We start from the raw sequence: 25,026 nt of genomic DNA on the forward strand, positions 1-25,026 counted from the left end.
AATAGACAGGTGGCCTTTCAACAATGATGAATGGGCGCTATTGATTAAGTGTCTTGATGCTGATTAAAGCAAACCAGGGAAAATAGCTTTGATGCCGGTCACTATGAATTCGATACCCAATGCCATCAGCAGTAAGCCCATTATACGTGTAATAACGTTAATACCCGTTTGACCGAGCAAACGAACCAATAATGGTGCAGCCCGGAACAATAACCAACAACAGAATGCAAAAAGTGCAATCGCGACAGTTAACCCAATTAAGTTCTGCCAACTGTGATAGCGAGAACTCCAAACGATAGTTGAACTGATCGCACCCGGCCCTGCCATTAACGGTAATGCCAATGGGACGACGCCAATACTTTCACGCACCGCAGTCTCTGTTTTTTCCTGCTTGTTCTGCTTGTCTTCACCAAGCTTACCGCTGATCATTGACATGGCAATACTGACCACCAAGATCCCACCAGCAATACGGAATGAATCAATAGAAATACCAAATATTTTCAGAATGGCATCGCCAAGAAACAGAGAGATCCACAAAATAATTGCCACTGACAGGTTGGCTGTTAGGTTGGTTTTATTCCGCCCTGCTGCTGCCTGATAGCTGGTCATACTGATAAATACCGGCAAAATACCCACCGGGTTCACCAGCGCAAATAAGCCAACAAAAAACTTGATGTAACCTGAAAGGTCCAACAGAGATTGACTCACACATCACTCCGCGAAATTGCTCGTAAATACATCATAGATATCAGGCCATTACACCGAATGCCCCGAGACAACACATCTTACGGCTAAACCAGGCAAATTTGCAGTGCAAATTATGAGTCACCCGTTCAGCTACAGACCCCAAACACCTCACAATAGTTCTTTTCACTGAAAATCACGCTTAGGGCATTCCTCAAGTAGATATGCGCGCTAATGTAATAGAATTAGTCACAGGAATCTATGGAATAAACCAGCATTTCTGATTGATAAATTGGCTCCGACTAAAATGGTATTTATTGTTAATATTCCGTGGCGTTAATACTGATTTAACGTCATGAATTCTCACTTTATTCACTTAAATGATAATTACTCTCAACTAATAATTGCTGAATGGTGTCAGCCTGACGATTTTGTGATTTAAATCACGAAAAACATACCTAGGAATAGTTAAGCTCAGAGCCGTGGTAGAGAGTAACTCGGTTAAGGAATAGAGTATAAAGGTTGAAAATAGCTTTTTTCCCCTCACATTATTCCTAGTGAACCTAAAGCTCTTTCAGTAAATCAGCGGTAAGAAATGAGAAAGTAAGATATAAAAACTATCTCTATTTGACAGTACAGCCTGGCTGAGCCTGTCTATACTAGTTGCTTCAACAGCTCATTTACTAAAAGAGTTTAACATTATCAGGAGAGCATTATGGCTGTAACGAATGTCGCTGAACTTAACGAGCTAGTAGCACGCGTCAAGAAAGCCCAGCGCGAGTATGCCAACTTCACTCAAGAGCAGGTTGATAAAATCTTCCGCGCCGCAGCTCTGGCTGCTGCAGATGCCCGTATTCCTCTGGCTAAATTAGCTGTAGAAGAATCAGGCATGGGCATTGTGGAAGATAAAGTGATCAAAAACCACTTTGCTTCTGAATACATTTACAATGCTTACAAAGATGAAAAGACTTGTGGCATTCTGGAAGAAGATAAAACCTTTGGTACTATCACTATCGCTGAACCTATCGGTTTGATTTGCGGTATCGTGCCAACGACCAACCCAACTTCTACTGCTATTTTCAAGGCGTTAATTAGCCTGAAGACCCGTAACGGTATCGTATTCTCTCCACATCCACGTGCAAAAGACGCAACCAATAAAGCCGCTGATATCGTGCTTCAAGCCGCTATCGCAGCAGGTGCGCCAGCAGATATCATTGGCTGGATTGATGCTCCTACCGTCGAGTTATCTAACCAACTGATGCATCACCCAGATATTAACCTGATTCTGGCGACCGGTGGCCCAGGCATGGTTAAAGCCGCTTACAGTTCTGGCAAGCCAGCTATCGGGGTGGGTGCAGGTAACACGCCAGTTGTTGTTGATGAAACCGCAGATATCAAACGTGTTGTCGCCTCTATTCTGATGTCTAAAACCTTTGATAACGGCGTAATCTGTGCGTCAGAGCAATCCATCATCGTCGTTGACTCAGCTTATGATGCTGTCCGTGAGCGCTTCGCTTCACACGGTGGCTACTTGTTACAAGGCAAAGAACTAAAAGCTGTTCAGGATATCATCCTGAAAAATGGTGGCCTGAACGCCGCTATCGTGGGTCAGCCAGCAACTAAAATTGCTGAAATGGCCGGCATCAAAGTGCCTGCTAATACCAAGATTCTTATCGGCGAAGTTAAAGTTGTTGATGAATCAGAACCATTCGCTCACGAAAAACTGTCTCCGACTTTGGCAATGTATCGCGCGAAGAGCTTTGAAGACGCAGTTGAAAAAGCAGAAAAACTGGTGGAAATGGGCGGTATCGGCCATACATCTTGTCTGTACACAGACCAGGATAATCAGCCAGCGCGCGTTAAGTATTTCGGCGATAAAATGAAAACTGCCCGAATCTTAATCAACACGCCTGCCTCTCATGGTGGTATCGGTGACCTGTATAACTTCAAAGTAGCGCCATCTCTGACGCTGGGTTGCGGTTCTTGGGGTGGTAACTCCATCTCTGAAAACGTCGGTCCGAAACACTTGATCAACAAGAAAACTGTGGCTAAGCGAGCAGAAAACATGTTGTGGCATAAACTCCCGAAATCTATTTACTTCCGCCGTGGCTCCCTGCCTATCGCGTTGGAAGAAGTGGCAACTGACGGTGCAAAACGTGCCTTCATCGTGACTGACCGCTACCTGTTCAACAACGGTTATGCCGATCAAATCACCAGCGTACTGAAATCTCACGGTATCGAAACTGAAGTCTTCTTCGAAGTAGAAGCAGACCCTACCCTGAGCATCGTACGTAAAGGTGCAGAGCAGATGAACTCCTTCAAACCAGACGTGATAATCGCGCTGGGTGGTGGTTCACCGATGGATGCTGCCAAAATCATGTGGGTGATGTACGAACATCCTGAAACTCACTTCGAAGAACTGGCATTACGGTTTATGGATATCCGTAAACGTATTTACAAGTTCCCGAAAATGGGTGTGAAAGCGAAAATGATCGCCGTCACTACCACATCAGGTACCGGTTCAGAAGTCACACCATTCGCCGTAGTTACCGACGATGCGACTGGCCAGAAATATCCATTGGCTGACTATGCATTGACACCAGATATGGCAATCGTAGATGCCAACCTGGTTATGAATATGCCTAAGTCTCTGTGTGCCTTCGGTGGTTTGGACGCAGTGACTCATGCTCTGGAAGCGTATGTTTCTGTATTGGCAAACGAATACTCTGACGGTCAGGCTCTGCAAGCGCTGAAACTGCTGAAAGAATTCCTGCCAGCCAGTTATCACGAAGGGGCAAAAAATCCGGTTGCACGTGAACGTGTTCACAACGCCGCGACCATTGCCGGTATCGCTTTTGCTAACGCCTTCTTGGGTGTCTGTCACTCAATGGCCCATAAACTGGGCTCAGAGTTCCACATTCCACACGGCCTGGCAAACGCCATGTTGATTTCTAACGTTATTCGCTATAACGCGAATGACAATCCAACCAAACAGACTGCTTTCAGCCAGTATGACCGCCCACAAGCGCGTCGTCGTTATGCTGAAATTGCGGACCATCTGGGTCTGAGTGCTCCGGGCGACCGTACCGCACAGAAAATCCAGAAATTGTTGGTTTGGTTAGATGAAATCAAAGCTGATTTGGGCATCCCGGCGTCAATTCGTGAAGCGGGCGTTCAAGAAGCAGACTTCCTGGCTAAAGTAGACAAACTGTCTGAAGATGCATTCGATGACCAGTGCACAGGTGCTAATCCACGCTACCCACTGATCTCTGAGCTGAAACAGATCCTGATGGATACTTACTATGGCTATGAATTTAGCGAAGAGCTTGATCGTGAAGAAGTTGCTGTAGCAGCTCCAGCACCCAAAGCTGAGAAAAAAGCTAAAAAGTAATCTCTATCTTAGTGAGTAACCTTATCTACGGATGAGGTTATTAACAGAAGATATAACCCCCGACAATCGTTGGGGGTTTCTTTTTATAGCTATCACTTTATCACTATCACTCAAATAACGACTCTCTTCTCAACTCACCTTTATGCAGGCTCTCACAATTCGCCATAGCAGCGATGTGTCTCTACCCTTACCTAATACATACCTTGCATGAGCTAAATTCGCTTTGTCCCGTCAATGGCGATTTACATCGGGATATAACAGGCTAATAAGGAATAAGCACAATATCATCTGTACCAGGGCGGTGAACATCGCGCCGCCACGAGCACCTAACTTAAGTGCTCAGTCAAAGATATAACGTTTGGAGATCTCAGCAATGCAGATAGATGCTACGAATGGAGCTGTATGGTTCTATTTGGCATTAATATCACAAAAGACAAAACTACCCCACAGCATGAATAAAACAGCCAGTGAGGTGTTTTGCTGCTAATTAAGGGGTATTTAAGGATATTGCTGAAGACAAGCCGCTTTAATAGCTTCTTTATAATGGCGACGACAAACCGAAACGTAGCTTTCATTCCCACCAATGACCACTTGCTCACCATCGTGTACTGCTCGTCCTTGTGCATCCAAACGTAACACCATGTTTGCTTTGCGCCCACAATGACAAATCGTCTTTAATTCGACTAATTTGTCGGCCCATGACAACAAGTATTTACTGCCGGGGAATAACTCACCGAGGAAATCAGTGCGCAGGCCATAACACAACACAGGGATATGTAATTCATCGACTACCTGGCACAATTCCTGAACCTGTTCTTTGGTCAGAAACTGACACTCATCAAGTAAAATACAATGAACCGGTTTTTCCTGATGCTCTGTGGCGATAATAGATAATAATGATGTGCCGCTATTGTAAAGCAGAGCTTGTGAAGATAGGCCAATACGCGAACTGACCGTTCCGACGCCAAAGCGATTATCAATCTCAGCGGTAAACACCAGCGTGCGCATGCCACGCTCTTGGTAGTTATAAGAAGACTGCAATAGCGCGGTGGATTTGCCTGCATTCATTGCTGAATAATAAAAATAAAGTTGAGCCATGGGCCCGTAACTCCAATAGTCTAATAAATGGTCACATTGACAATGTGTACGCAGTTTATCACAAATTCATGATTTTCACGTGGGAGACTACTTCCTGTATATTACTGTTTTCTATATTAAGTCATGATATTGCTAATGATACTGATAGAACTTTCATGTTAAACGCTTCTCTATAATTAGGCACATTACATGACTCATTTCACAATTTTGATACACTAAAAAGATTACTGCTTCAACATTAACCAGGTTAGAACGATATGAAAGCAATAGTGTTTGATATGTAGGCCGCACGATTGGTTCATTAATGATATGTGTAATGTGCTTCACCATTAATTCGTAAAATAGTGATAACAAATATTGCCCAATCTGACAAAGTGTGGAAAACCTCTTTTTTTACTCAATTTGTCATTGCTGCTATATCAATATCACGCTGAGTTTGTATGATCAGTTATTGTGCATCCCAACATGAGAAGTAACGTATTTTTGCTTTATTGATATAAAGCAAACTTATAACTTAGTAAGAGAATCATGTTCACGAGTAGGCTCATTAGCGAGTAAAACGAAGATTGACGTTAAAAACAGCTCAGATAATAACAAGAGCAATGCATTTATTAGTAGGAAGCAGCAACTTTTCGCTAATAAAATACGTAAATTCGAGTATGCTAATCAAATTGGCTATTGCAGAAATTAAAATAGCACTCTATTATTATCCAGACGCCCCCCCACCAATTATAATTTGAGACCAGGACAATGAGCGAAGCGTTAAAGATTCTTAACAACATCCGTACTCTGCGTGCACAAGCGCGTGAATGCACTCTTGAAACTTTAGAAGAAATGCTAGAGAAACTTGAAGTGGTCGTTAACGAACGCCGCGAAGAAGATTCCCAGGCACAAGCAGAAATTGAAGAACGCACACGTAAATTGCAGCAATACCGTGAAATGCTGATTGCAGATGGTATCGATCCAAATGAATTGTTGAATGCCATGGCCGTTACTAGAGCCGCTACTGGTAAAGCTAAACGTGCTGCACGCCCTGCTAAATATAAGTACATTGATGAAAATGGCGATGAAAAAACCTGGACTGGTCAAGGCCGTACACCAGCAGTGATCAAGAAAGCCATTGAAGAGCAAGGTAAATCACTGGATGATTTCCTGCTGTAATCGTGATAGTTAATTAGCTATTGTGATAAAAATACCCTCCTATTATATGGGGGGTATTTTTTTGCTCTCTTTTTAAGAGTTAAAATTCTACGACACCCCAATCAATTACCCTACCCCTCCCAATTGACAAGCAACAGTCAATTTGAACATATCATTTCCAATAAATAACGCACGGTTACCACTATCACAAAGAGTCGATAAGAATGCTCTGCTAATTTATAACAATACAACAATCGATATAACAAACCAATCGACACCACCGTTTTCCGATATAAGATAAACTCAGTGGTAAACTACGGTGGCTGAATCCTATGGGGATTAGAGTTGGGTACAAAACAAAAACTAATTTAATTTTGTACCCAACACATAAAACCATCTTTATCACTTAATGCGCACGATTAATCGAAGCACCACGGCCAATCCCGTAATAAGTAAAACCTCGGCTATTTAAGCGTTCAGGATCGTACAAATTACGCCCATCAAAAATAACAGGCTGCTTGAGGCGGGCCTTGATCATATCAAAATCAGGTGCTCTAAAACTCTGCCATTCAGTACAAATAACTAAAGCATCAGCGCCTTGTAATGCAGACTCCTTTGTCCCCATTAATTTTAAGTCATCCCTGGCGCCATAAATTCGCTGTGCTTCATCCATCGCCTCTGGATCATAAGCTTGAATAGTTACCCCAGCTTTCCACAACTCCTCCATTAAAATACGGCTTGGAGCCTCTCGCATATCATCCGTGTTAGGTTTAAATGCTAATCCCCAAAGAGCTAATGTTTTCCCAGCCAGTTGTGAATCAAAATGCTGCTGAATAAATTCGACCAACTTAAATTTCTGCTGATGATTGATTTGTTCCACCGCCCGCAACAGTTGAGGCTGATAGCCACAACCTTCAGCTGTACGAATTAACGCCTGGATATCTTTGGGGAAACAAGAACCACCATATCCACAACCGGAATAAATAAAATGGTAGCCAATGCGCGAATCAGAACCAATGCCTTGCCGCACTTTTTCGATATCAGCACCAACGCCTTCAGCAATATTAGCAATCTCATTCATAAAGCTGATTTTAGTTGCCAACATGCCATTTGCCGCATATTTAGTCAGCTCAGCACTACGGACATCCATAATTAACAGCCGGTCATGATTTCGATTAAATGGCTCGTATAGCTCACTAATTAAATCGATAACGCTGTCATCATCAGTATCAATACCAATAACAATGCGTTCAGGCCGTTTACAGTCCGCTACAGCAGCACCCTCTTTTAAAAACTCTGGATTGGAAACTACATTGAAGGTTATTTGCTTCCCACGTTGCTGTAGAAGAGTTTGTACCCTTTGCTGCACTTTTTCCGCGGTCCCTACAGGTACAGTTGATTTATCAATAATAACTTTGGGAGTATCCATATATTTAGCAATGGTACTAGCAACCTCAAGAACATATTGCAAATCTGCGGCACCGTCCTCATCAGGCGGAGTGCCAACGGCAATAAATTGAATAGTAGCATGCGCCACGCCAGCTGCCGCATCTGTAGAAAATCGAAGCCTACCCTCATCATGATTTTCTTTTACCAACGGAGCTAATCCAGGTTCGAAAATAGCGATACGGCCGTTCTGTAGGTCAGCAACTTTGTTCTCATCAATATCTATGCACAGGACATCATGGCCAACTTCAGCCAATACCGCGGCCTGAACTAACCCTACATAACCAATGCCAAAAACCGTAACTTTCATTCGATCTGTCCTCGAGTATAAATTCAATAAGGAGCGTACAACTGACCATTATCAAGAACTAACCTTAATTTAGCCTGAGGCGATACACCTTATTGCCTGCGAACAATAAGCAGGTTGAAAAATTTCAAAGAAACGTAAGGGAGAAAGTATATCAACCGATAATTCAGACATCTCGGCTGCACACATCGATTGAAACAAATTAGGCTTATTTCACAGATTCGTTATAGAACCATTTATATTAGGATCGATATTTCGGATAACAAAAGCGTCAATAGATTAGTGAAGGTACTTTATTCTGCCATCAACTCAGAGTAAGACCTATACATTAGTTGAAAGCATCAAACGTAAACGACTCCCCCCACCCCAAACCTGGCACTGCCATGCATCACAACGTTGACTAATTTGATTTAGATGAGTTGTTTTTAAAGTACCTAAAGGCACGCCATTACTGAGTTGAATCTGATTTTTACCCGCATTGACATTCGCATGTAAACCAGCAGAAACCAGTATCAGATTCTGATACTCCACATGGTAATAACCCACCAGCAGAGGAAACTGCCCATCCAAATGAGTACGTCTTAGGAGTTGGTTCAACTGTTCGAGTAACGATGACATCTGTGGCAAACGATGCTGTTGATGCGCCAAATGCTCCTGAAGAATCTCGTTGAATAATACTCTTAACAGTAACGCCGCCAAAATGCCATTATCTCCCGCTCTCGTTACATCCAGACAATAAAAGGCTAAATCTTTATCGGACAGTGCGGCAATGTCCAATACTAGCCCAGGCTTCTCAACCATAGTTAATTGACGATAATTTATGCGGCAGCTCGCAAGAGTCTGTTGAGCGGGTGGTTGTAGTTGTTTTAATAACTGAGCTGCGTCATAAGGATTCTTACGCAGCGCCTCCCAATCTTGAATAAGTTCACTTTCTTCGATGGCATGTGAAGTGAACAATGCAGGGTAAAGACAAGCAAGTACTGCTTCACGTAAGCGATTTAAATCCACAATCGGTTTCAGCAAAACATCTTTTACTCCTAGGCGCAAAACTTGAGCAATATCCGTCATTTTATCGGTGGCCGATATGACTAAAATAGGAACCTTCATTCCTTGAAGTAGTAAGCGCTCGGCAAACTCAATCCCCCCCATCACTGGCATCGCCAGATCGCAAAGTATTAAGTCAGGAACCTGAATTTTTAGCTGTTCCAAGGCCACCAGCCCATTTTCCGCTTGGTGAATTGTCGCGCCGAGTGAGCTTAGGAATCCCGCAATAACTGAGCGAAAAACGATTTCATCCTCAACGACTAATATATTTTTACCTGCTAATGGTTTTTCCATGCACTGCTTCTCTTACTAACCTTAATGATAATAGTGGCTCAAAATGATTGTTTGTGCTTGTCAGAAATTGTTATGCGCTATGTTACAAACAGCAACTTGTGTTATCTGTGCCTTATCAGGTGATTTAATTGTTCCTCGCACTTCTCTACGGCTAACTGCCCCGCAGCAATGGCTTCATCCGCACGGTGAAAATCCAGCATTGATATTTGTGGGCAATAAGGTTGAATAAGAATATCAGGAGGATCACCGGCCATGCGATTACGTTTCAATCGATTTTCTAATACTTGAATCGATGTCGACATTATTTCCATAGCACTGGGCGCATTCTTCGTCGGATTAGAGGATAGGTTCGTTATTCGTGTCCGTAAACGCCCACGCCAACTATCCGAAATATCCGCAGACTTGTCTTCAAGAGGCGCTTGGGCGGAGAGGATATCTTGCTGAATAAGATGTGCATCATGCTGCAAATCAACCGCAATAACCCTATCTGCTCCCATTGCTCTGGCTAAAGAGATTGGAACCGGATTGACTACTGCACCATCAACCAACCAGTACCCCTCGAACCATACTGGTGAAAATAAACCCGGCATACTACACGATGCCCTGATAGCCTGCTTAATATCGCCTTCAGTAAGCCATAACTCCCGCCCGGTAGTTAAATTTGTGACCACAGACCCGAAAGGTAATACGCAATCGGCAATGTTTTGTACTTCGATTATTTCATTTACCGCGTTAAAAACCCGTTCTCCACGTAGTAATCCGCTACGCCGCCACGAAAAATCCATCAAACGGATAATATCCCAGTATTTAAATGAGCGTACCCAGCGCTCCATTGCATCCAGGTGATCACTCGCGTAGGCGGCTCCGACCAACGAACCGACTGAACATCCCGCGACGACATCAATCTTGATGTCCATTTTTTTCAGCGCATTAATGACACCTATGTGTGCCCATCCTTTTGCAGCTCCAGCTCCCAGTGCCAGTCCAATTTTACTTTGTCTCATTGTGTTTCATCCCTATCTAATCGGTTTGGCACTGTTTTTCATCTGCACAAATCAAATAAACCTAATGTCACATGTTGATAGTCAATATAGTTCACATCAATATGGCTGTAGCTAAGGAATAAACCACCTATATGTTCTTTTACTTTGCAGCCTTACAGTTGAAACTATAGTGAATATTTATCTTCCTGGTATTTTGATACAAATACTTTACATTTCCTGACTAAGATATAGCCTTCAGCCCAAAGGGGGTACTATGAATATTGAAATATGCCAAGCCGACCTATTTATTCCTGAACTTCTTACATTAATGAATCAATTAGATGCGTACCAATTTGCATTATACCCGTACGAAAGCAATCGCCCGGAATCTCTGGATAGTTTGGCTCAGATAGAAACATTCGTTTATGTTGCTAAATATAAAGAAGATATTGTTGGATGCGCTATTCTGGCACTGCCCAAGACGCCATACCCTGAAATTAAGCGCGCTTTTGTTAGCCCAGATTATCGAGGCCAGGGGATTGCCAGGCGGCTGATAGTCGCGTTACTTCATGAATCTAAAGTCTTAAATTTAAAGGAAATTTATCTTGAAACGGGAATTTATCAACCTGAAGCGATAAAATTATATCAGCGATTAGGTTTTGAATTAACATCTCAATTTGGCCGCTATAAATATGACCCATTAAGTGTGTATATGGTGAAATCACTAGATTCTGTCCAGTGAGCAAACCATAAGCAATATGCCTGATAGACATGCATCTAATTTATGGAATACTTCGCTTGATTTTTACTATTTTTAAAATGGATGAAATGCAAAATAGCCGCCCTGATGGCAGCTATTTAGAGTAAATATCCGGGATCGCACAATTCAAAATACGAGATATTGTCTAATAATAACAAAATCGGAAATAGATAATTACATATTGTGCTGTTATTTCACATTTTATTTTTGATGGATTTAGAACCATCATCTGCAAACTCAATTATATCCAGAATATTGTGAAGACTTACGGATTAATGATGAAATAATTAACCGTTGAAAGTACCGAATGAGATACTCATTTTTTCGAACAATGCGATGATTTTATTAATCAGTTTCATAGGTTGCTCCTGTAAATATCTTTATTTTTATGTGATACACATCACAGTTATAAAGTTAATCCAAAATGAAACGCCGGTCAAGTTTTTTTGTGATGCTCATCACAAATCTTTTTAACTATCGATCTTCTGTTCCAAGACTATCCACTTTGAACCTCAACACATGATTAGGTAAGATAGCCTTCATATTCGCAACAGTACGATTTTCCCTGCTTTGATTGACGGCTCACAGGCAACGAGTGGCTATCACGGCATATTGATTATTTGGAGAAATTTTGTCAGAACAGTGTCCTTGCGGTAGTACACTTGAATATCAAAGGTGTTGTGAACCTTATATTCTAGGTACCGAAGTTGCGGCTAAACCGTCCATATTGATGCGTTCCCGTTATAGTGCCTACGTGAAAAAGAATGTCGAGTATCTCATTGCAACCTGGCATCCCGACTGCTGCGCCCAACAATGGCGTGATGGCATTATTCAAAGCTTTAGCAATACCACATGGCAGGGGTTAACGGTTATTGCTGAAATGACTGGGGATCATGATAATGAGGCTTTTGTTGAATTCGTTGCCCGCTTCAAAGATGCAAATAGTGCTCAGATTAGCACGATGCATGAACGTTCCCGCTTTCTTCGCATAAAAGAACACTGGTATTATATCGACGGAATCCGACCATCAGTGGGTAGAAATGATACCTGCCCATGTGGCTCTGGAAAAAAATATAAGAAATGCTGCGGGCGCTAACAGTAAAATCGTTCTCTTACTGGCCGTATCATCGATACATTTACATAACATCAAGTCATGCTAAGACAGGATTTACCACCTTATGCCACACCAGAATATACAAAAAAAAGTGCTCCGCACTATTTGCCCTGACGCCAAAGGCTTAATCGCAAAAATTACCAATATCTGCTACAAGCACCAACTGAATATCGTGCAAAATAATGAATTCGTCGATCATCTGACCGGCCGCTTTTTCATGCGCACAGAGCTTGAGGGTATTTTTAACGATACTACCCTATTGGCTGATCTGGATGATGCATTACCTGAAGGGACTCACCGCGAGTTACATACTGCCGGACGTCGTCGCATTGTTATTATGGTAACGAAAGAAGCGCATTGCCTTGGCGACTTATTGATGAAAAGCGCCTACGGTGGTCTGGATGTTGAAATCGCAGCCGTCATCGGCAACCACAATGAACTACAAAATTTAGTCGAGCGCTTTGATATACCATTCCATCTTATTAGTCATGAAGGTTTGACCCGTGACCAACATGATCAGCGCCTGATTGAACAAATTGAGCAATACCAACCAGACTATGTTGTATTAGCAAAATATATGCGCGTATTGACGCCAGCCTTTGTGCAACGCTTCCCATACCAGATTATTAATATCCACCACTCATTCTTACCGGCATTTATCGGCGCGCGCCCATATCACCAAGCTTATGAGCGTGGGGTAAAAATCATTGGGGCTACTGCGCACTATGTCAATGACAGCCTGGATGAAGGCCCAATCATCATGCAGGATGTCATTCATGTTGATCATTCATATACTGCCGAAGATATGATGCGCGCCGGACGAGACGTAGAAAAAAATGTACTGAGCCGTGCGTTGTATCGAGTATTAGCACAGCGTGTTTTTGTTTATGGTAATCGTACTGTTATTCTGTAAGCACGCAATAAATCGATATTTTTTGTCCATATAACCATCTTCACGGACAAAAAATCACCGAACGAATTATTTTTTTCATTTCAAGTCTTTACAGCGGCGCTTCATTTGATATGATGCGCCCCGCTTACCAAGACACTGTTGTTAAGCAATGTTGTAAAGTCATGTTATAGAATAAATAGGCCAGTGGTGGGGTTCCCGAGCGGCCAAAGGGAGCAGACTGTAAATCTGCCGTCATCGACTTCGAAGGTTCGAATCCTTCCCCCACCACCATCTACTAATTATCTATCACCTCCTAAGTAAATAACTAAATCAAAAATAGCCTCTTTCAGGAGAAAGGTAACAACCTTCGGCCAAGATGCGCACCGAACATAGCATGACAAACACACGCAGTGGCGGCCCAGAGGGTGAAAAACGCAGTGACGAGTAATCCCACCTCACCACCGTCTGTATACAGTTTATCCTCCATCACATATTCATATGTAAATATAGAACCCCAGAAAAAATTTAAATAAAATCGCTAAAAATCAATAGATAACAATAGACTCGGTTGATATTAGATTAACGATATGACATTTTCATACCAGAGTTTGTATATAATCAATTAACCTATTGAGTACACTTGAATGTGATCTTGATTTGTAGAAATACAATTTATTTTCATCCTGAAAGTTTGTTAAATCTATAAAATCCAATTTCAAATCGCCATTAAAATCATCCATAATGGAATCTGTAATACAGATATATCGGCCAGAATAAATGAAATTCAGGCAACAAGCCAGGTTATCTATCTGCCTCACATTCACTTTACTGTATTGTTTCTTAACACATTCCTCCAGATATTTGACGAACTTACTTCTATATAACATCGGGTTACACAGCCAAATATTATTATGAAGAATATTTATAATATCAGAACTCTCATTAAGTATGTCTTTTCTACCATAAATACCAAATCCACTATCCGGAACTTCATTCAGGAGCATAAACCTGTCACTGCTGACTTTTTCAGATGAAAGGATAAGTGAATTTCCATCATAGTCTCCAATCTCATCAATGTTTTCATAATGAAACTTTATTATATTAGCCTGTATATTGTTTTTTTCTGCCACTCTATATAATTTCGTCAATTTTTCACTTTTCCCCCAGTCGTAATAAATATTGATGATATTGGAAATGTGGCCTGTGAGATGTTTCTTAGTTATTTCTTTTTCTTGTTGATATAAATCTTTTAGATCATTATATAAGACCTCTCCATCTCGCGTTAAACTCATGCCAAATTTTTCTCGTTTGAATAACTTTTTACCTATTATGCTCTCGAAGTCTTTTATCGACTTCGCAACAGGCGGTGTAGTCCTGTTCATCACTCTTGCCGCCTTACTCAGCGAGCCATTTTCTACTACGGCCATGAAGGCCTCTAACTTACGAGATAGAAACATAATTCACCAATCCTTTGCTTTGCGTCAAAAATTATCAGAAAAAAAAGACAAGCATGCCTACGTATATAATGCCAACAGTAGATACTGTTTATATATATAATAAAAGAAATACCAGTGGATTTTTAATAATTGATAAATATATTATATTAAATTATTACCGCGTAGACACTAACGACGTAAAGTTACATGCTTTGCAATCAAAGTTTTGGCGATTTAATGTATTCCGCCTTAGCATTACAAATATTTTTAACAGAATTTTAAATGTAGATCTATGATATTAAATAACTATTTTTTATTCTTTACGTGACAAAATTCGTTAACGCCTTCTAATGGAAAAAATGAAGATGCCTGTAGCATTTAGCGCAAAAAAGAATTAAGCGAGGTAGATTGCCACTACTCTATATGCTTTAAACCATTTACACCAAGAGAATATTCAAGATAAATCGATAGATATTTATAATGTTTCAACTATAGAAGAATATAACTTATTTTTTGTCAGAAAAAATAACCGCCTTGCAAGATAAAGTTTAACTTTATAGAAACCTTGGACATAAATAACACATGTAGCAAACCGTTTAATTAAAACTCCGAAATACTGCGATAAAATTATGCGAAATATAAAAATATTCATACAGCCATTTTGATTTTTGCCGATAAAGATAATTTTTATTATCTATTCTCTGCGTCATCTATTATTTATTCTTTTATTGTGCATTACATTTTTATTCGGCATCTGCTAATATTCGACATCATTTCTAGCGAATATACGGTGCTGACCATGAAGTTTGTCTCTTTTAATATCAATGGCCTACGTGCTCGACCTCATCAACTGGCTGCAATAATCGAACAACATCAACCTGATGTTATCGGGCTGCAAGAAACAAAAGTCCATGATGATATGTTCCCGCTTGAAGAGGTCAGCCAACATGGTTATCACGTCTTTTATCATGGGCAAAAAGGACATTATGGCGTCGCACTATTAACCAAGAATGAACCTTTAGCTGTTCGTCGGGGCTTCCCTACAGACGAAGAAGATGCGCAGCGCCGTATTATCATGGCCGACATTGCAACACCACAAGGCCCCTTAACCGTGATTAATGGCTATTTTCCTCAAGGAGAAAGCCGTGACCACCCCATTAAGTTTCCCGCTAAAGAACGTTTTTATGCTGACTTACAACAGTATTTGGAGCAGCAACTCTCGGCTGATGCACAAGTGCTGATTATGGGTGATTTAAATATCAGCCCAACAGACCTCGACATTGGAATTGGCGAAGATAGCCGCAAGCGCTGGCTACGTACCGGTAAATGCTCATTCTTGCCTGAAGAACGCGCTTGGTTAGAGCGCCTGCAAAATTGGGGATTGGTGGATACATTCCGTGCAGCAAATCCGGATTGTAATGATCAATTCTCATGGTTTGACTACCGTTCACGTGGTTTCGACGAAAATAGAGGCTTACGCATAGATTTATTACTGGCAAGCCGACCTCTGGCTGCTCGCTGTATTGCTACTGGTATCGATTACGATATTAGAAGTATGGAGAAGCCATCGGATCACGCCCCAGTGTGGTCTGAATTCTCGCTCTAATCACGCTTTACATTGAGGTAGGCCCTGTTTATAGGGCTACCTCTCTTGGCGCGACATATAAACCACTGTAATCGAGCAAATAGAAAATGATTGATGTCGTTGCGGCAATTATAGAACGAAACGGTAAGATTTTATTGGCACAACGGGATTCACATCGCGATCAGGCGGGTTTGTGGGAATTCCCTGGGGGCAAAGTCGACGCTGGAGAAAATCAACCGCAAGCATTAACGCGTGAACTTGCCGAAGAATTAAATATTGATGCAATCATAGGTCGATATATCGCCACCCATCAATGGGATTCGCCGCAGCGCACCATCCGGTTACACGCCTGGCATATTGAAAACTTCAGTGGTGAACCGGTGTTGCATTGTCACTCTGCTCTAGCGTGGCTAACACCAGAGGATGCTTACAGCTACCCTCTGGCCCCCGCTGACATCCCGTTATTGGATGCTTTTATCGAGCAAAAAAGGTAGTCGGTTATCTGGTTAATCTTTTCCAAATTAGTGGATTAGTCCCAACCACGTTGGGATCACGCACACATTGTAAAACTTCACCTTCAACCCGCAATACTGCACCTTCCGAGTAATTTTGATTCTGATAAATGCAGCAGCGTGTGCAGGAATTATTGTTAGTATTGCGATTTGATGAGTTATTCCAAACCTCGGGAGGCAAAGGAACAACGACATCAACATTATTTCGATTTGCCAAAACCTGACCAGAAATAAGTGTGGCAAAACCAATACATCCCAGCATTACCCATGTTCTCATGACTTATTCTCCTTGGTTTTGGGCGGCGCTTTCTTACGTTTTTTTATTGCCCCAGTCGGGGCGGCTGGCAACCCACGAAAGACTTGAGGTGACCGGTTTTGTTTTGCCTGACTGATTAAATCCTGCAATGTGGTCACCAGCGGTTGCATAAAATCCTGATAGCGACAGTTTTTCTCACTGATTTGTGTCAGCGTAGACTCCCAGTGCGCCGTCATGTCTGGCCGCGCGGCAATATCAGGCAATGCATGAATCAATGCTCTTCCCGCCGGGCTGGCATGGATGTACCGCCCTTTTTTAAACAAAAAAGTCCGTTTAAACAATAGCTCAATAATCCCAGCTCGTGTTGCTTCAGTTCCCAAACCATCAGTTGCACGTAACACTTTCTTCAGTTCTTTATCTTGGACAAAACGGGCAATACCCGTCATTGCTGATAATAAACTCGCATCAGTAAATGGCCGGGGCGGCTGAGTTTGACGCTCCACAACCTCACCGCGCTCACACAACAACTCGGCCCCCTTCTCAACCACAGGCAGTGGCGCGCCTTCATTCTCTTCATCTCGCTCTTTACTGCCAAGCAAGGTACGCCAACCCGCTTCGGCCAGAAAACGCGCTTTCGCGATAAACTTACCACCGGCAATATCCAGCTCAATAACACACTTACGGAACTGCGCGTCAGGGCAAAATTGCATCAGATATTGCTGCGCGACCAATCGATAAACCTTGCTCTCATCGATTGTCAAATTCACTTTACTGGCCCGCGCCGTCGGGATAATGGCGTGGTGGGCATCGACTTTTTTATCATCCCAACAGCGGTTTCGCCTATCACTGTCCATCACATCCAGCGGTAAAAGATCGGCCTGATGGAGACTAATGGCATTGAGTACCGAATGACGCCCTGCGAAATGCTCTTCTGGTAGATATCGGCAATCCGAACGCGGATACGTAATCAATTTGTGCGTTTCGTATAATCGCTGGCAAATATCCAGCACTTGCTGCGCACTTAGTCCAAATCGTTTGGCGGCTTCAATCTGCAAGGTAGATAGCGAGAATGGCAACGGGGCTGTTTCTGATTCCCGTTTATCATTATAGGAGGTCACCAGTGCTGGCTGACCCGCAATACGATTAACAACGTGTTCTGCTAGTGGCCGGTGTAACAAGCGCCCTTCTTCATCCTGATAGGATTCACAGGAATCACTCGGCTGCCATAGTGCAATAAAGCGCTCATCTGCAGGCGTGACGATATGGGCTTTAACTTCAAAAAAGTCTTTGGCAACAAAATCTTCTATTTCTTCATCGCGGCGCACCACCAGCCCTAACACCGGTGTTTGTACCCGGCCTACCGACAACACGCCATCATAACCCGCATTACGTCCAAGAATGGTATAGGCTCGAGTCATATTAATGCCATACAGCCAGTCGGCTCTGGCTCGTGCCAATGCTGAGACACATAGCGGGATAAACTCACGGTTATAACGCAGGCGCTCCACGGCGCGCTCAACCGCTTGCGGGTTTAAGTCATTAATCAAACAACGCCGGACATTTTGCCGTTTTTCTGCCGCCAAATCGAGGTAATCCAATACCTCATCAACCAAAAGTTGCCCTTCACGGTCAGGGTCTCCTGCATGAATAACTTCATCAGCTTGTTGCAACAACTGTTTGATAACATTCAATTGTTTACTCACTGAAGGGCGTGGCTGTAATCGCCATTTTTCAGGAATTATCGGTAAATCTGCCAATGACCAACGCGCATAACGGCTATCGTAAGCATCAGGTTGAGCTTGTTCCAACAAGTGGCCCACACACCAGGTCACCATATTGTCACTACCACAGGCAATGAAGCCATCACCCCGTCTATGCGGCTTCGGCAAGATATCAGCTATCGCCCGTGCCAGACTCGGTTTTTCAGCAATAAAAAGTCGCATCATTCACCGCACTGGGACATCAAATAAAAAGACAACAAAGAAAAGGTCATTCTGTAATCTCAATCAATGCCCGGTCATTATCCACCACATTTAGTTCGCCAATAACACTGAGCGTCATACCATGTCGAGCGGCTATTTCCTGCACTTGCGCCTCAGCATCCGGTAAAACAGCTAACAGCAAGCCACCTGATGTCTGTGGGTCGCAGAGTAAGCTCTTCTGTAAATCGGACATTTTACCAATTAGATGACCATAGCTGTCAAAGTTGCGGCCGGTTCCGCCCGGAACACAACCTGCAGTAATATACTCTTCTACTGCGGGTAAACGCGGGATAGACGAAAAATGTAATGTCGCCTGTACACCCGATCCTTGACAAATCTCACTGAGATGTCCTAACAGACCGAACCCGGTCACATCTGTCATGGCAGTGACCCCCGGTATATGTGCAAAATCAGCACCAGACTTATTCAATTGACACATGGTTTCCGTAGCAACACCTTGGTGCTCTGGCCGTAATTGACTCTTCTTCTCAGCGGTGGTGAGGATACCAATTCCCAGCGGTTTGGTGAGAAACAGTTTGCAGCCTGCTTTGGCTGCACTGTTTTTCTTAACCTGCTCAGTGCTGACAATACCCGTGACAGCCAAACCGAAAATCGGCTCCGGCGCATCAATGGAATGCCCCCCCGCTAACGAAATTCCTGCCTGTTGGCAAACATATCGACCGCCTTCAATCACTTGCTGGGCGACTTCGGGTGCCAACTTATCAATTGGCCACCCCAAAATTGCAATAGCCATAATCGGCTTACCGCCCATCGCATAAACATCACTAATGGCATTAGTGGCAGCAATGCGCCCGAAGTCAAAAGGATCATCGACGATCGGCATAAAAAAGTCAGTGGTGCTGATAATACCAACCCCATTACCAATATCATAAACTGCTGCATCATCACGGGTTTCATTGCCCACCAGCAGGCGAGGATCAAGAAATTTTTGTTGCTCGGAATGTAAAATTTTATCCAATACTTTAGGCGAAATTTTACAACCGCAGCCCGCTCCGTGGCTGTATTGAGTAAGACGTATCGCTGGCGATGTCATAACACTCTCCCGTCTGATGGTTCAGTAATAAGCCGTTTAAAGATATATATACCCTAAATAATTCGAGTTACAGGAAGGCGGCAAGCGAGAGAACCCGATGAGCTTACATGAGTAAGTGATTCGGGTAATTGAACGTAGCCAACACACATGAAACTTGAAGTATGACGGGTATATGCATCCAAGATACCTATGGTAGCGTCTATAGCTTAGCTTAGTAAGTAGAGAGCGATGATCGGGCAGATGGGTTGGTCACAAAGCAAGCTAAAACGCAGCTTGTTGCCGATAAAAGCGACAGACTGCGTAGTATCGTGTAAAAAATAGCCGATATGTCTCAGAAATAACGAACAAAAGTCGAGTAATCAGGTGGTATCACTTTGGTCGCTGATTTCAGCTGTGGTGTCCCAAGATACAGGAAACCGACAATTTCATCTTGTTCACGGCAGGCAAAACCCTCACGGACAACCGGATGATGTGTCCAGGAGCCTGTGCGCCAAATGCCATTAAAACCCTGGGCCAGCGCGGCCATCTGCATGGCTTGCACTGCGCACCCCGCAGAAACGACCTGTTCCCAGTTTGGTACTTTCGGGTTTTCTGTAACATGCGCAATAACAGTAATAATCAAAGGTGCACGGAAAGGTGCTTGTTTCGCCTTCTCTAACACCGCTTCATCAGAGCCATCATGTTTGACCGCATCCTGTAGCAATTGGCTAAAACGTTGCAGCCCCTCATCCTGAATTAAAACAAAGCGCCATGGCTGCAATGTGCCATGATCGGGAGCACGCATTCCTGCGTGAATAATATGCTCCAATGCTTCGCCCGTTGGAGCTGGTGCAGCTAAGCGCGACGCCGAACGGCGATTAAGTAACAATTCCAATGCATCCATCATTTTCTCCTGATAGCGATTTTCATTTTCAACACGGTAGCATAAGTTGTCATTTTGTTACCAGTGTTGACCTAATAGCTAAGTTTCTCGATGATTTAAAGCTGACTTTTGTTCGTCAGGTCATTAGGATAACGATACTTGCTCGGTTTTGTTGGAGATAACATGCGCACTTTGTGGCGAATTATTGCTGGTTTTTTCAAGTGGACCTGGCGTCTGCTGAATTTTGCCAGAGAATTTATTCTTAATCTTTTCCTGATACTGCTGATTTTGGTCGGTGTCGGTATTTACCTTCAGTTCCAAAGTAAACCGGCAGAACCGGTTAAAGGCGCACTGTTAGTGAATTTAAGCGGTGTCGTTGTCGATCAGCCTGCGGTAAATAATAAATTACGCCAGTGGGGACGTGAGTTATTAGGGGCTTCCAGCAATCGCTTACAGGAAAACTCCCTGTTTGATATTGTAGAAACCATTCGGTTGGCAAAAGCTGATAATAATATTACTGGTCTGGTGTTATCGCTGAGTGACTTCACTGGCGCAGATCAGCCTTCTCTACAATATATTGGCAAAGCACTACGGGAATTCCGCGATAGTGGCAAGCCGATTTACGCTATTGGCGAAAGCTATAACCAGACTCAGTACTATTTAGCCAGCTTTGCCAATAAGATCTACCTGTCACCGCAAGGGACGGTCGCTCTGCATGGTTTTGCCAGCAATAATCTGTACTACAAATCACTATTGGAAAAACTCAAAGTTACCACCAATATCTTCCGCGTCGGCACCTATAAATCGGCTGTCGAACCGATGATTCGTGATGATATGTCCCCTGCCGCACGTGAGGCGGACACTCGCTGGATCAGTGGGTTATGGCAGAATTACTTGACTGCGGTTGCCGCTAACCGGCAATTAACCCCAGAACAATTGTTCCCAGGGGCGGCCGGTGTTGTCAGTGGATTACAGGCCGCAGGTGGTTCCCAAGCGCAATACGCCCTGTCGAGCAAACTGGTCGATCAACTCGCCACACGTCCAGAGATGGAAAATGAGTTGGTTAAAGCCTTCGGCTGGGATAAGAAGAATAACGACTTCAACTATGTCAGCATTTATGACTACCAGCCTACTCCGACTCCACAGCAAGGCGAACAGATAGCAGTGCTCTTTGCGAATGGCGCGATCATGGATGGGCCGCAGACTCCCGGGAATGTCGGGGGGGATGCTTTAGCCGCACAGATTCGTCAGGCGCGATTAGATCCGAAAATTAAGGCCGTTATCTTGCGGGTCAACAGCCCAGGTGGCAGCGTGAGTGCTTCTGAACTGATCCGCACTGAATTAGCCGCCTTACGTGCCGCTAATAAACCATTGGTAGTATCAATGGGCGGAATGGCAGCCTCAGGTGGCTATTGGATATCAACTCCGGCTAACTATATCATCGCCAACCCAAGCACCCTGACCGGCTCGATCGGTATCTTCGGTGTGATTAATACTTTCCAAAATACCTTGGAAAGTATCGGGGTGCATACCGATGGCGTGGCAACATCGCCACTGGCTAATGTTTCTGTAACCAAAGACCTGCCACCTGAGTTCTCTCAGATGATGCAGATCGATATCGAAAATGGCTACAAAACCTTTATTGATTTGGTGGCAACCGCTCGCCATAAAACACCAGAGCAAGTTGATCAAATTGCACAAGGCCATGTTTGGATTGGTTTAGACGCCAAAAATAATGGTCTGGTAGATCAACTGGGTGATTTTGACGATGCTGTTAAGAAGGTCGCTGAGTTGGCAAAATTGAAAACCTGGCAACTGAATTGGTTTGTTGATGGACCAAGCCTCAGTGATTTAATTTTCGGCCAGATGAGTGCATCAGTACAGGCGATGTTACCTACTGCGATCCAAGCTTGGCTGCCCGCACCCATATCTGTTGTGGCACAAGCGGTAAAAGATCAGCCCAACTTAATGAACACGCTCAATGACCCACAGAATCGCTATGCGTTATGCCTAACTTGTGGTGATGTACGCTAGTAAATTAAGAAAATAGTAGATAAATACTCCGCCCGGCACCTGCCGGGCTTTTTTTCCTCGCCAGTCGCCCTATAATTCACCCATCTCATTTCGCACCACCTTTCAGGCATATTGCTCATGCAGAAGAAATCTATTTATGTCGCCTATACCGGCGGGACTATTGGTATGCAACGCTCGGATAACGGATACATTCCTGTTTCCGGCCATCTACAGCGCCAGCTTGCACTTATGCCTGAGTTCCATCGCCCCGAAATGCCGGATTTTACAATCCATGAATACGCCCCATTGATTGATTCTTCGGATATGACCCCGGAGGACTGGCAGCATATCGCCAATGATATTCAGCAAAATTACGATTTATATGATGGCTTTGTGATTTTGCACGGCACCGACACTATGGCATTTACCGCCTCGGCGCTCTCTTTTATGTTGGAAAATCTGGCCAAACCGGTGATTGTCACGGGTTCGCAAATCCCCTTGGCAGAGTTGCGTTCTGACGGGCAAACTAACTTGCTCAATGCTCTCTATCTGGCCGCCAACCATCCGGTCAATGAAGTCAGTTTATTCTTTAATAACAAACTGTTTCGCGGCAATCGTACCACTAAAGCCCATGCTGATGGGTTTGATGCATTTGCCTCACCTAACCTCTCGGTGCTGCTCGAAGCCGGCATTCATATTCGTCGAATGGTCTCAGTTGAATCACCTATCAATAAGGGCCCATTGATTGTTCATAACATCACACCACAGCCGATTGGTGTGGTGACTATCTATCCGGGTATCTCGGGTGCTGTTGTACGTAACTTCTTGTTACAGCCAGTCAAAGCGCTTATTTTGCGCTCCTATGGCGTCGGCAATGCACCGCAAAAAGCCGAATTATTGGATGAATTAAAAAATGCCAGTGAGCGAGGTATTGTGGTGGTGAATCTGACGCAATGTATTTCAGGCCGAGTCAATATGGACGGATATGCCACCGGTAATGCATTGGCGCATGCGGGGGTTATCAGCGGCTCCGATATGACCGTTGAAGCAGCCCTGACCAAACTGCACTATTTATTAAGTCAATCTCTATCTCCTGAAGAGATTCGCCGTTTAATGCAACAAAATCTACGCGGCGAACTTACTGACACTAACCTATCTGATGGAATGTAAATGAACGCAGCCCTGCTCTTAGTTGATTTACAAAATGATTTTTGTCCGGGAGGAGCGCTAGCGGTTGCCGAGGGTGATGCGGTGATTGCGGTTGCAAATGAGGCTATTGCTACCTGCCTGGCTCACAAAATACCGATTATCGCCAGCCAGGATTGGCACCCCGCAGAACACCGTAGTTTTGCTGTTAATTCCCAGGCAGAGCCTTGGACGAGCGGTGATTTGGAAGGGTTAACTCAAGTGTGGTGGCCGGTGCATTGTGTTCAGAATTCAGTTGGAGCTGCTTTGCATCCAGAGTTGAATCAAGAAGTCATTACACAAACTTTCCGTAAAGGTCAGGATGCGGATATCGACAGCTACAGTGCTTTTTTCGACAATGGACGGCGGGCCAAAACACAGCTAGATCATTGGTTACAACAACAAGGGATCAATTGCCTGTTCATTATGGGGTTAGCAACAGATTACTGTGTGAAATACACTGTGTTGGATGCATTAACATTAGGTTATAAAACATCCGTCATTAAGGACGGGTGCCGTGGCGTCAATTTGCAACCACAAGACAGCCAATTAGCTCTTGATACGATGAATGAGGCCGGCGCTAATATACAGTCGCTTGCGCAATTTATGGCTGAAATCAAGTAACTGACAGCTCGCTGACTCGATAAGATAAGCATCAACGGAGCCTCATCTGGCTCCGTTTTTTCTGTATCCAACCTGGCTTGCTTGCATGATTACTCGGGCTTCAACTTAACCAGTGTCGGCTGACTGAATTGTTGCTTCAGCTCTTGCTTGGTTTTCATCACTATCTGCCCATCTGTGCCAATGCTCATATGTTGCGCATCCTTGTTGTGACGGGCCTGCCACAACATCACCATTTGCAGGCTGTTCTCTTTCTGTTCTGGCGTCAATGCCACACCATCCGGCCATTTGCCTAACTCTACAGCCAGCATCAAACGTTGGTAGATTTCGGGCGTCATCACTGAAATCAGGTCTTCAAGCTCCATCA

General features: G+C 43.7%; 21 protein-coding genes, 1 tRNA gene and 1 other RNA gene. 12 read left to right on the plus strand and 11 right to left on the minus strand.

All coding sequences use genetic code 11. The annotated features are described in order from the left end of the window. Window positions 1-63: 63 nt before the first annotated feature. A complete protein-coding gene (locus ACF3VQ_RS11165) occupies window positions 64-708 on the minus strand; it encodes a YchE family NAAT transporter (protein ID WP_392430813.1) in 645 nt (214 codons plus the stop codon). Between the two features lie 691 nt (window positions 709-1,399). Between ACF3VQ_RS11165 and adhE the strand changes: the two genes are divergently transcribed. Beyond that, window positions 1,400-4,075, plus strand: a complete 2,676-nt coding sequence (adhE, locus tag ACF3VQ_RS11170; RefSeq protein ID WP_392430816.1) for a bifunctional acetaldehyde-CoA/alcohol dehydrogenase — start codon at window positions 1,400-1,402, stop codon at window positions 4,073-4,075. Window positions 4,076-4,573: 498 nt separating this feature from the next. Here the strand turns inward: adhE and ACF3VQ_RS11175 are convergent, their stop codons facing one another. Beyond that, a complete protein-coding gene (locus ACF3VQ_RS11175) occupies window positions 4,574-5,173 on the minus strand; it encodes a thymidine kinase (protein WP_392430819.1) in 600 nt (199 codons plus the stop codon). A 750-nt stretch (window positions 5,174-5,923) separates the two neighbouring features. On the opposite strand from ACF3VQ_RS11175, the gene hns reads away from it, so the two are divergent. Then, a complete protein-coding gene (hns, locus tag ACF3VQ_RS11180) occupies window positions 5,924-6,334 on the plus strand; it encodes a histone-like nucleoid-structuring protein H-NS (protein WP_392430822.1) in 411 nt (136 codons plus the stop codon). A gap of 385 nt (window positions 6,335-6,719) precedes the next feature. Here the strand turns inward: hns and ACF3VQ_RS11185 are convergent, their stop codons facing one another. From ACF3VQ_RS11185 to rssA, 3 genes are all read right to left on the minus strand, one after another. Further along, window positions 6,720-8,069, minus strand: a complete 1,350-nt coding sequence (locus tag ACF3VQ_RS11185; RefSeq protein ID WP_392430825.1) for a UDP-glucose dehydrogenase family protein — start codon at window positions 8,067-8,069, stop codon at window positions 6,720-6,722. 318 nt (window positions 8,070-8,387) lie between these two features. Then, the gene (rssB, locus tag ACF3VQ_RS11190; RefSeq protein WP_392430827.1) at window positions 8,388-9,404 is read right to left on the minus strand and encodes a two-component system response regulator RssB; all 1,017 of its coding nucleotides are present in this window, start codon (window positions 9,402-9,404) and stop codon (window positions 8,388-8,390) included. A 101-nt stretch (window positions 9,405-9,505) separates the two neighbouring features. Continuing rightward, window positions 9,506-10,408, minus strand: a complete 903-nt coding sequence (gene rssA, locus ACF3VQ_RS11195; protein ID WP_392430829.1) for a patatin-like phospholipase RssA — start codon at window positions 10,406-10,408, stop codon at window positions 9,506-9,508. Between the two features lie 253 nt (window positions 10,409-10,661). Between rssA and ACF3VQ_RS11200 the strand changes: the two genes are divergently transcribed. The 5 genes from ACF3VQ_RS11200 to ACF3VQ_RS11220 all read left to right on the plus strand — a co-directional run bounded on the left by ACF3VQ_RS11200 (window position 10,662) and on the right by ACF3VQ_RS11220 (window position 13,617). Next, window positions 10,662-11,129 carry a GNAT family N-acetyltransferase gene (locus ACF3VQ_RS11200; RefSeq protein ID WP_392430831.1) on the plus strand — a complete coding sequence of 156 codons (468 nt, stop codon included), beginning with the start codon at window positions 10,662-10,664 and terminating at the stop codon, window positions 11,127-11,129. A 649-nt stretch (window positions 11,130-11,778) separates the two neighbouring features. Then, window positions 11,779-12,243: a YchJ family protein gene (locus tag ACF3VQ_RS11205; protein ID WP_392430833.1), complete on the plus strand. Its 465-nt coding sequence runs from the start codon at window positions 11,779-11,781 to the stop codon at window positions 12,241-12,243. 82 nt (window positions 12,244-12,325) lie between these two features. Further along, entirely contained in the window at window positions 12,326-13,174 is an 849-nt protein-coding gene (gene purU / locus ACF3VQ_RS11210; RefSeq protein ID WP_050322351.1) for a formyltetrahydrofolate deformylase, read from the plus strand. A gap of 185 nt (window positions 13,175-13,359) precedes the next feature. Then, window positions 13,360-13,444 (plus strand) — tRNA-Tyr (locus ACF3VQ_RS11215). Window positions 13,445-13,489: 45 nt separating this feature from the next. Next, a non-coding RNA gene (locus tag ACF3VQ_RS11220) (RtT sRNA) lies at window positions 13,490-13,617 on the plus strand. A gap of 132 nt (window positions 13,618-13,749) precedes the next feature. Here the strand turns inward: ACF3VQ_RS11220 and ytxR are convergent. Then, entirely contained in the window at window positions 13,750-14,610 is an 861-nt protein-coding gene (gene ytxR / locus ACF3VQ_RS11225) for a LysR family transcriptional regulator YtxR (protein ID WP_392430836.1), read from the minus strand. Window positions 14,611-15,388: 778 nt separating this feature from the next. Between ytxR and xthA the strand changes: the two genes are divergently transcribed. After that, on the plus strand, window positions 15,389-16,195 hold the full coding sequence (gene xthA / locus ACF3VQ_RS11230; RefSeq protein ID WP_392430839.1) for an exodeoxyribonuclease III: 807 nt from the start codon (window positions 15,389-15,391) through the stop codon (window positions 16,193-16,195). An 86-nt stretch (window positions 16,196-16,281) separates the two neighbouring features. Then, on the plus strand, window positions 16,282-16,668 hold the full coding sequence (locus tag ACF3VQ_RS11235) for a pyrimidine (deoxy)nucleoside triphosphate diphosphatase (protein WP_392430842.1): 387 nt from the start codon (window positions 16,282-16,284) through the stop codon (window positions 16,666-16,668). A 4-nt stretch (window positions 16,669-16,672) separates the two neighbouring features. Here ACF3VQ_RS11235 and ACF3VQ_RS11240 read toward each other — a convergent pair whose 3' ends face one another. The 4 genes from ACF3VQ_RS11240 to ACF3VQ_RS11255 form a co-directional block, all read right to left on the minus strand. Beyond that, complete coding sequence (locus ACF3VQ_RS11240; RefSeq protein WP_050075538.1) at window positions 16,673-16,963, minus strand: DUF1496 domain-containing protein; 291 nt, start codon at window positions 16,961-16,963, stop codon at window positions 16,673-16,675. Further along, window positions 16,960-18,885, minus strand: a complete 1,926-nt coding sequence (locus tag ACF3VQ_RS11245) for a DNA topoisomerase III (protein WP_392435541.1) — start codon at window positions 18,883-18,885, stop codon at window positions 16,960-16,962. Before ACF3VQ_RS11245 ends, ACF3VQ_RS11240 begins: the two co-directional genes overlap by 4 nt. A gap of 46 nt (window positions 18,886-18,931) precedes the next feature. Further along, window positions 18,932-19,978, minus strand: a complete 1,047-nt coding sequence (selD, locus tag ACF3VQ_RS11250; RefSeq protein ID WP_392430845.1) for a selenide, water dikinase SelD — start codon at window positions 19,976-19,978, stop codon at window positions 18,932-18,934. A 331-nt stretch (window positions 19,979-20,309) separates the two neighbouring features. After that, the gene (locus ACF3VQ_RS11255; protein WP_392435543.1) at window positions 20,310-20,861 is read right to left on the minus strand and encodes an NAD(P)H nitroreductase; all 552 of its coding nucleotides are present in this window, start codon (window positions 20,859-20,861) and stop codon (window positions 20,310-20,312) included. Window positions 20,862-21,023: 162 nt separating this feature from the next. Between ACF3VQ_RS11255 and sppA the strand changes: the two genes are divergently transcribed. The 3 genes from sppA (at window position 21,024) to pncA (ending at window position 24,662) form a co-directional block, all read left to right on the plus strand. Next, a complete protein-coding gene (gene sppA / locus ACF3VQ_RS11260; RefSeq protein ID WP_392430848.1) occupies window positions 21,024-22,874 on the plus strand; it encodes a signal peptide peptidase SppA in 1,851 nt (616 codons plus the stop codon). Window positions 22,875-22,991: 117 nt separating this feature from the next. Continuing rightward, window positions 22,992-24,023, plus strand: a complete 1,032-nt coding sequence (gene ansA / locus ACF3VQ_RS11265; RefSeq protein WP_392430851.1) for an asparaginase — start codon at window positions 22,992-22,994, stop codon at window positions 24,021-24,023. After that, entirely contained in the window at window positions 24,024-24,662 is a 639-nt protein-coding gene (gene pncA / locus ACF3VQ_RS11270) for a bifunctional nicotinamidase/pyrazinamidase (protein WP_392430854.1), read from the plus strand. A gap of 89 nt (window positions 24,663-24,751) precedes the next feature. On the opposite strand, the gene ACF3VQ_RS11275 is transcribed toward pncA, so the two are convergent. After that, window positions 24,752-25,024 (minus strand): YeaC family protein, encoded by a 273-nt coding sequence (locus tag ACF3VQ_RS11275; RefSeq protein ID WP_019079533.1) that lies wholly within the window; start codon window positions 25,022-25,024, stop codon window positions 24,752-24,754. Window positions 25,025-25,026 lie beyond the last annotated feature (2 nt).

This window comes from Yersinia fenwicki (genome assembly GCF_043099325.1).
Lineage (GTDB): Bacteria > Pseudomonadota > Gammaproteobacteria > Enterobacterales > Enterobacteriaceae > Yersinia.

Excerpts from the sequence above, each read along its gene's own strand:
- adhE (WP_392430816.1), top strand. The coding sequence starts at position 1,400 with ATGGCTGTAACGAATGTCGCTGAACTTAACGAGCTAGTAGCACGCGTC.
- ACF3VQ_RS11175 (WP_392430819.1), bottom strand. The coding sequence starts at position 5,173 with ATGGCTCAACTTTATTTTTATTATTCAGCAATGAATGCAGGCAAATCC.
- hns (WP_392430822.1), top strand. The coding sequence starts at position 5,924 with ATGAGCGAAGCGTTAAAGATTCTTAACAACATCCGTACTCTGCGTGCA.
- ACF3VQ_RS11185 (WP_392430825.1), bottom strand. The coding sequence starts at position 8,069 with ATGAAAGTTACGGTTTTTGGCATTGGTTATGTAGGGTTAGTTCAGGCC.
- rssB (WP_392430827.1), bottom strand. The coding sequence starts at position 9,404 with ATGGAAAAACCATTAGCAGGTAAAAATATATTAGTCGTTGAGGATGAA.
- rssA (WP_392430829.1), bottom strand. The coding sequence starts at position 10,408 with ATGAGACAAAGTAAAATTGGACTGGCACTGGGAGCTGGAGCTGCAAAA.
- ACF3VQ_RS11200 (WP_392430831.1), top strand. The coding sequence starts at position 10,662 with ATGAATATTGAAATATGCCAAGCCGACCTATTTATTCCTGAACTTCTT.
- purU (WP_050322351.1), top strand. The coding sequence starts at position 12,326 with ATGCCACACCAGAATATACAAAAAAAAGTGCTCCGCACTATTTGCCCT.
- ytxR (WP_392430836.1), bottom strand. The coding sequence starts at position 14,610 with ATGTTTCTATCTCGTAAGTTAGAGGCCTTCATGGCCGTAGTAGAAAAT.
- xthA (WP_392430839.1), top strand. The coding sequence starts at position 15,389 with ATGAAGTTTGTCTCTTTTAATATCAATGGCCTACGTGCTCGACCTCAT.
- ACF3VQ_RS11235 (WP_392430842.1), top strand. The coding sequence starts at position 16,282 with ATGATTGATGTCGTTGCGGCAATTATAGAACGAAACGGTAAGATTTTA.
- ACF3VQ_RS11240 (WP_050075538.1), bottom strand. The coding sequence starts at position 16,963 with ATGAGAACATGGGTAATGCTGGGATGTATTGGTTTTGCCACACTTATT.
- ACF3VQ_RS11245 (WP_392435541.1), bottom strand. The coding sequence starts at position 18,885 with ATGCGACTTTTTATTGCTGAAAAACCGAGTCTGGCACGGGCGATAGCT.
- selD (WP_392430845.1), bottom strand. The coding sequence starts at position 19,978 with ATGACATCGCCAGCGATACGTCTTACTCAATACAGCCACGGAGCGGGC.
- ACF3VQ_RS11255 (WP_392435543.1), bottom strand. The coding sequence starts at position 20,861 with ATGGATGCATTGGAATTGTTACTTAATCGCCGTTCGGCGTCGCGCTTA.
- sppA (WP_392430848.1), top strand. The coding sequence starts at position 21,024 with ATGCGCACTTTGTGGCGAATTATTGCTGGTTTTTTCAAGTGGACCTGG.
- ansA (WP_392430851.1), top strand. The coding sequence starts at position 22,992 with ATGCAGAAGAAATCTATTTATGTCGCCTATACCGGCGGGACTATTGGT.
- pncA (WP_392430854.1), top strand. The coding sequence starts at position 24,024 with ATGAACGCAGCCCTGCTCTTAGTTGATTTACAAAATGATTTTTGTCCG.
- ACF3VQ_RS11275 (WP_019079533.1), bottom strand. The coding sequence starts at position 25,024 with ATGGAGCTTGAAGACCTGATTTCAGTGATGACGCCCGAAATCTACCAA.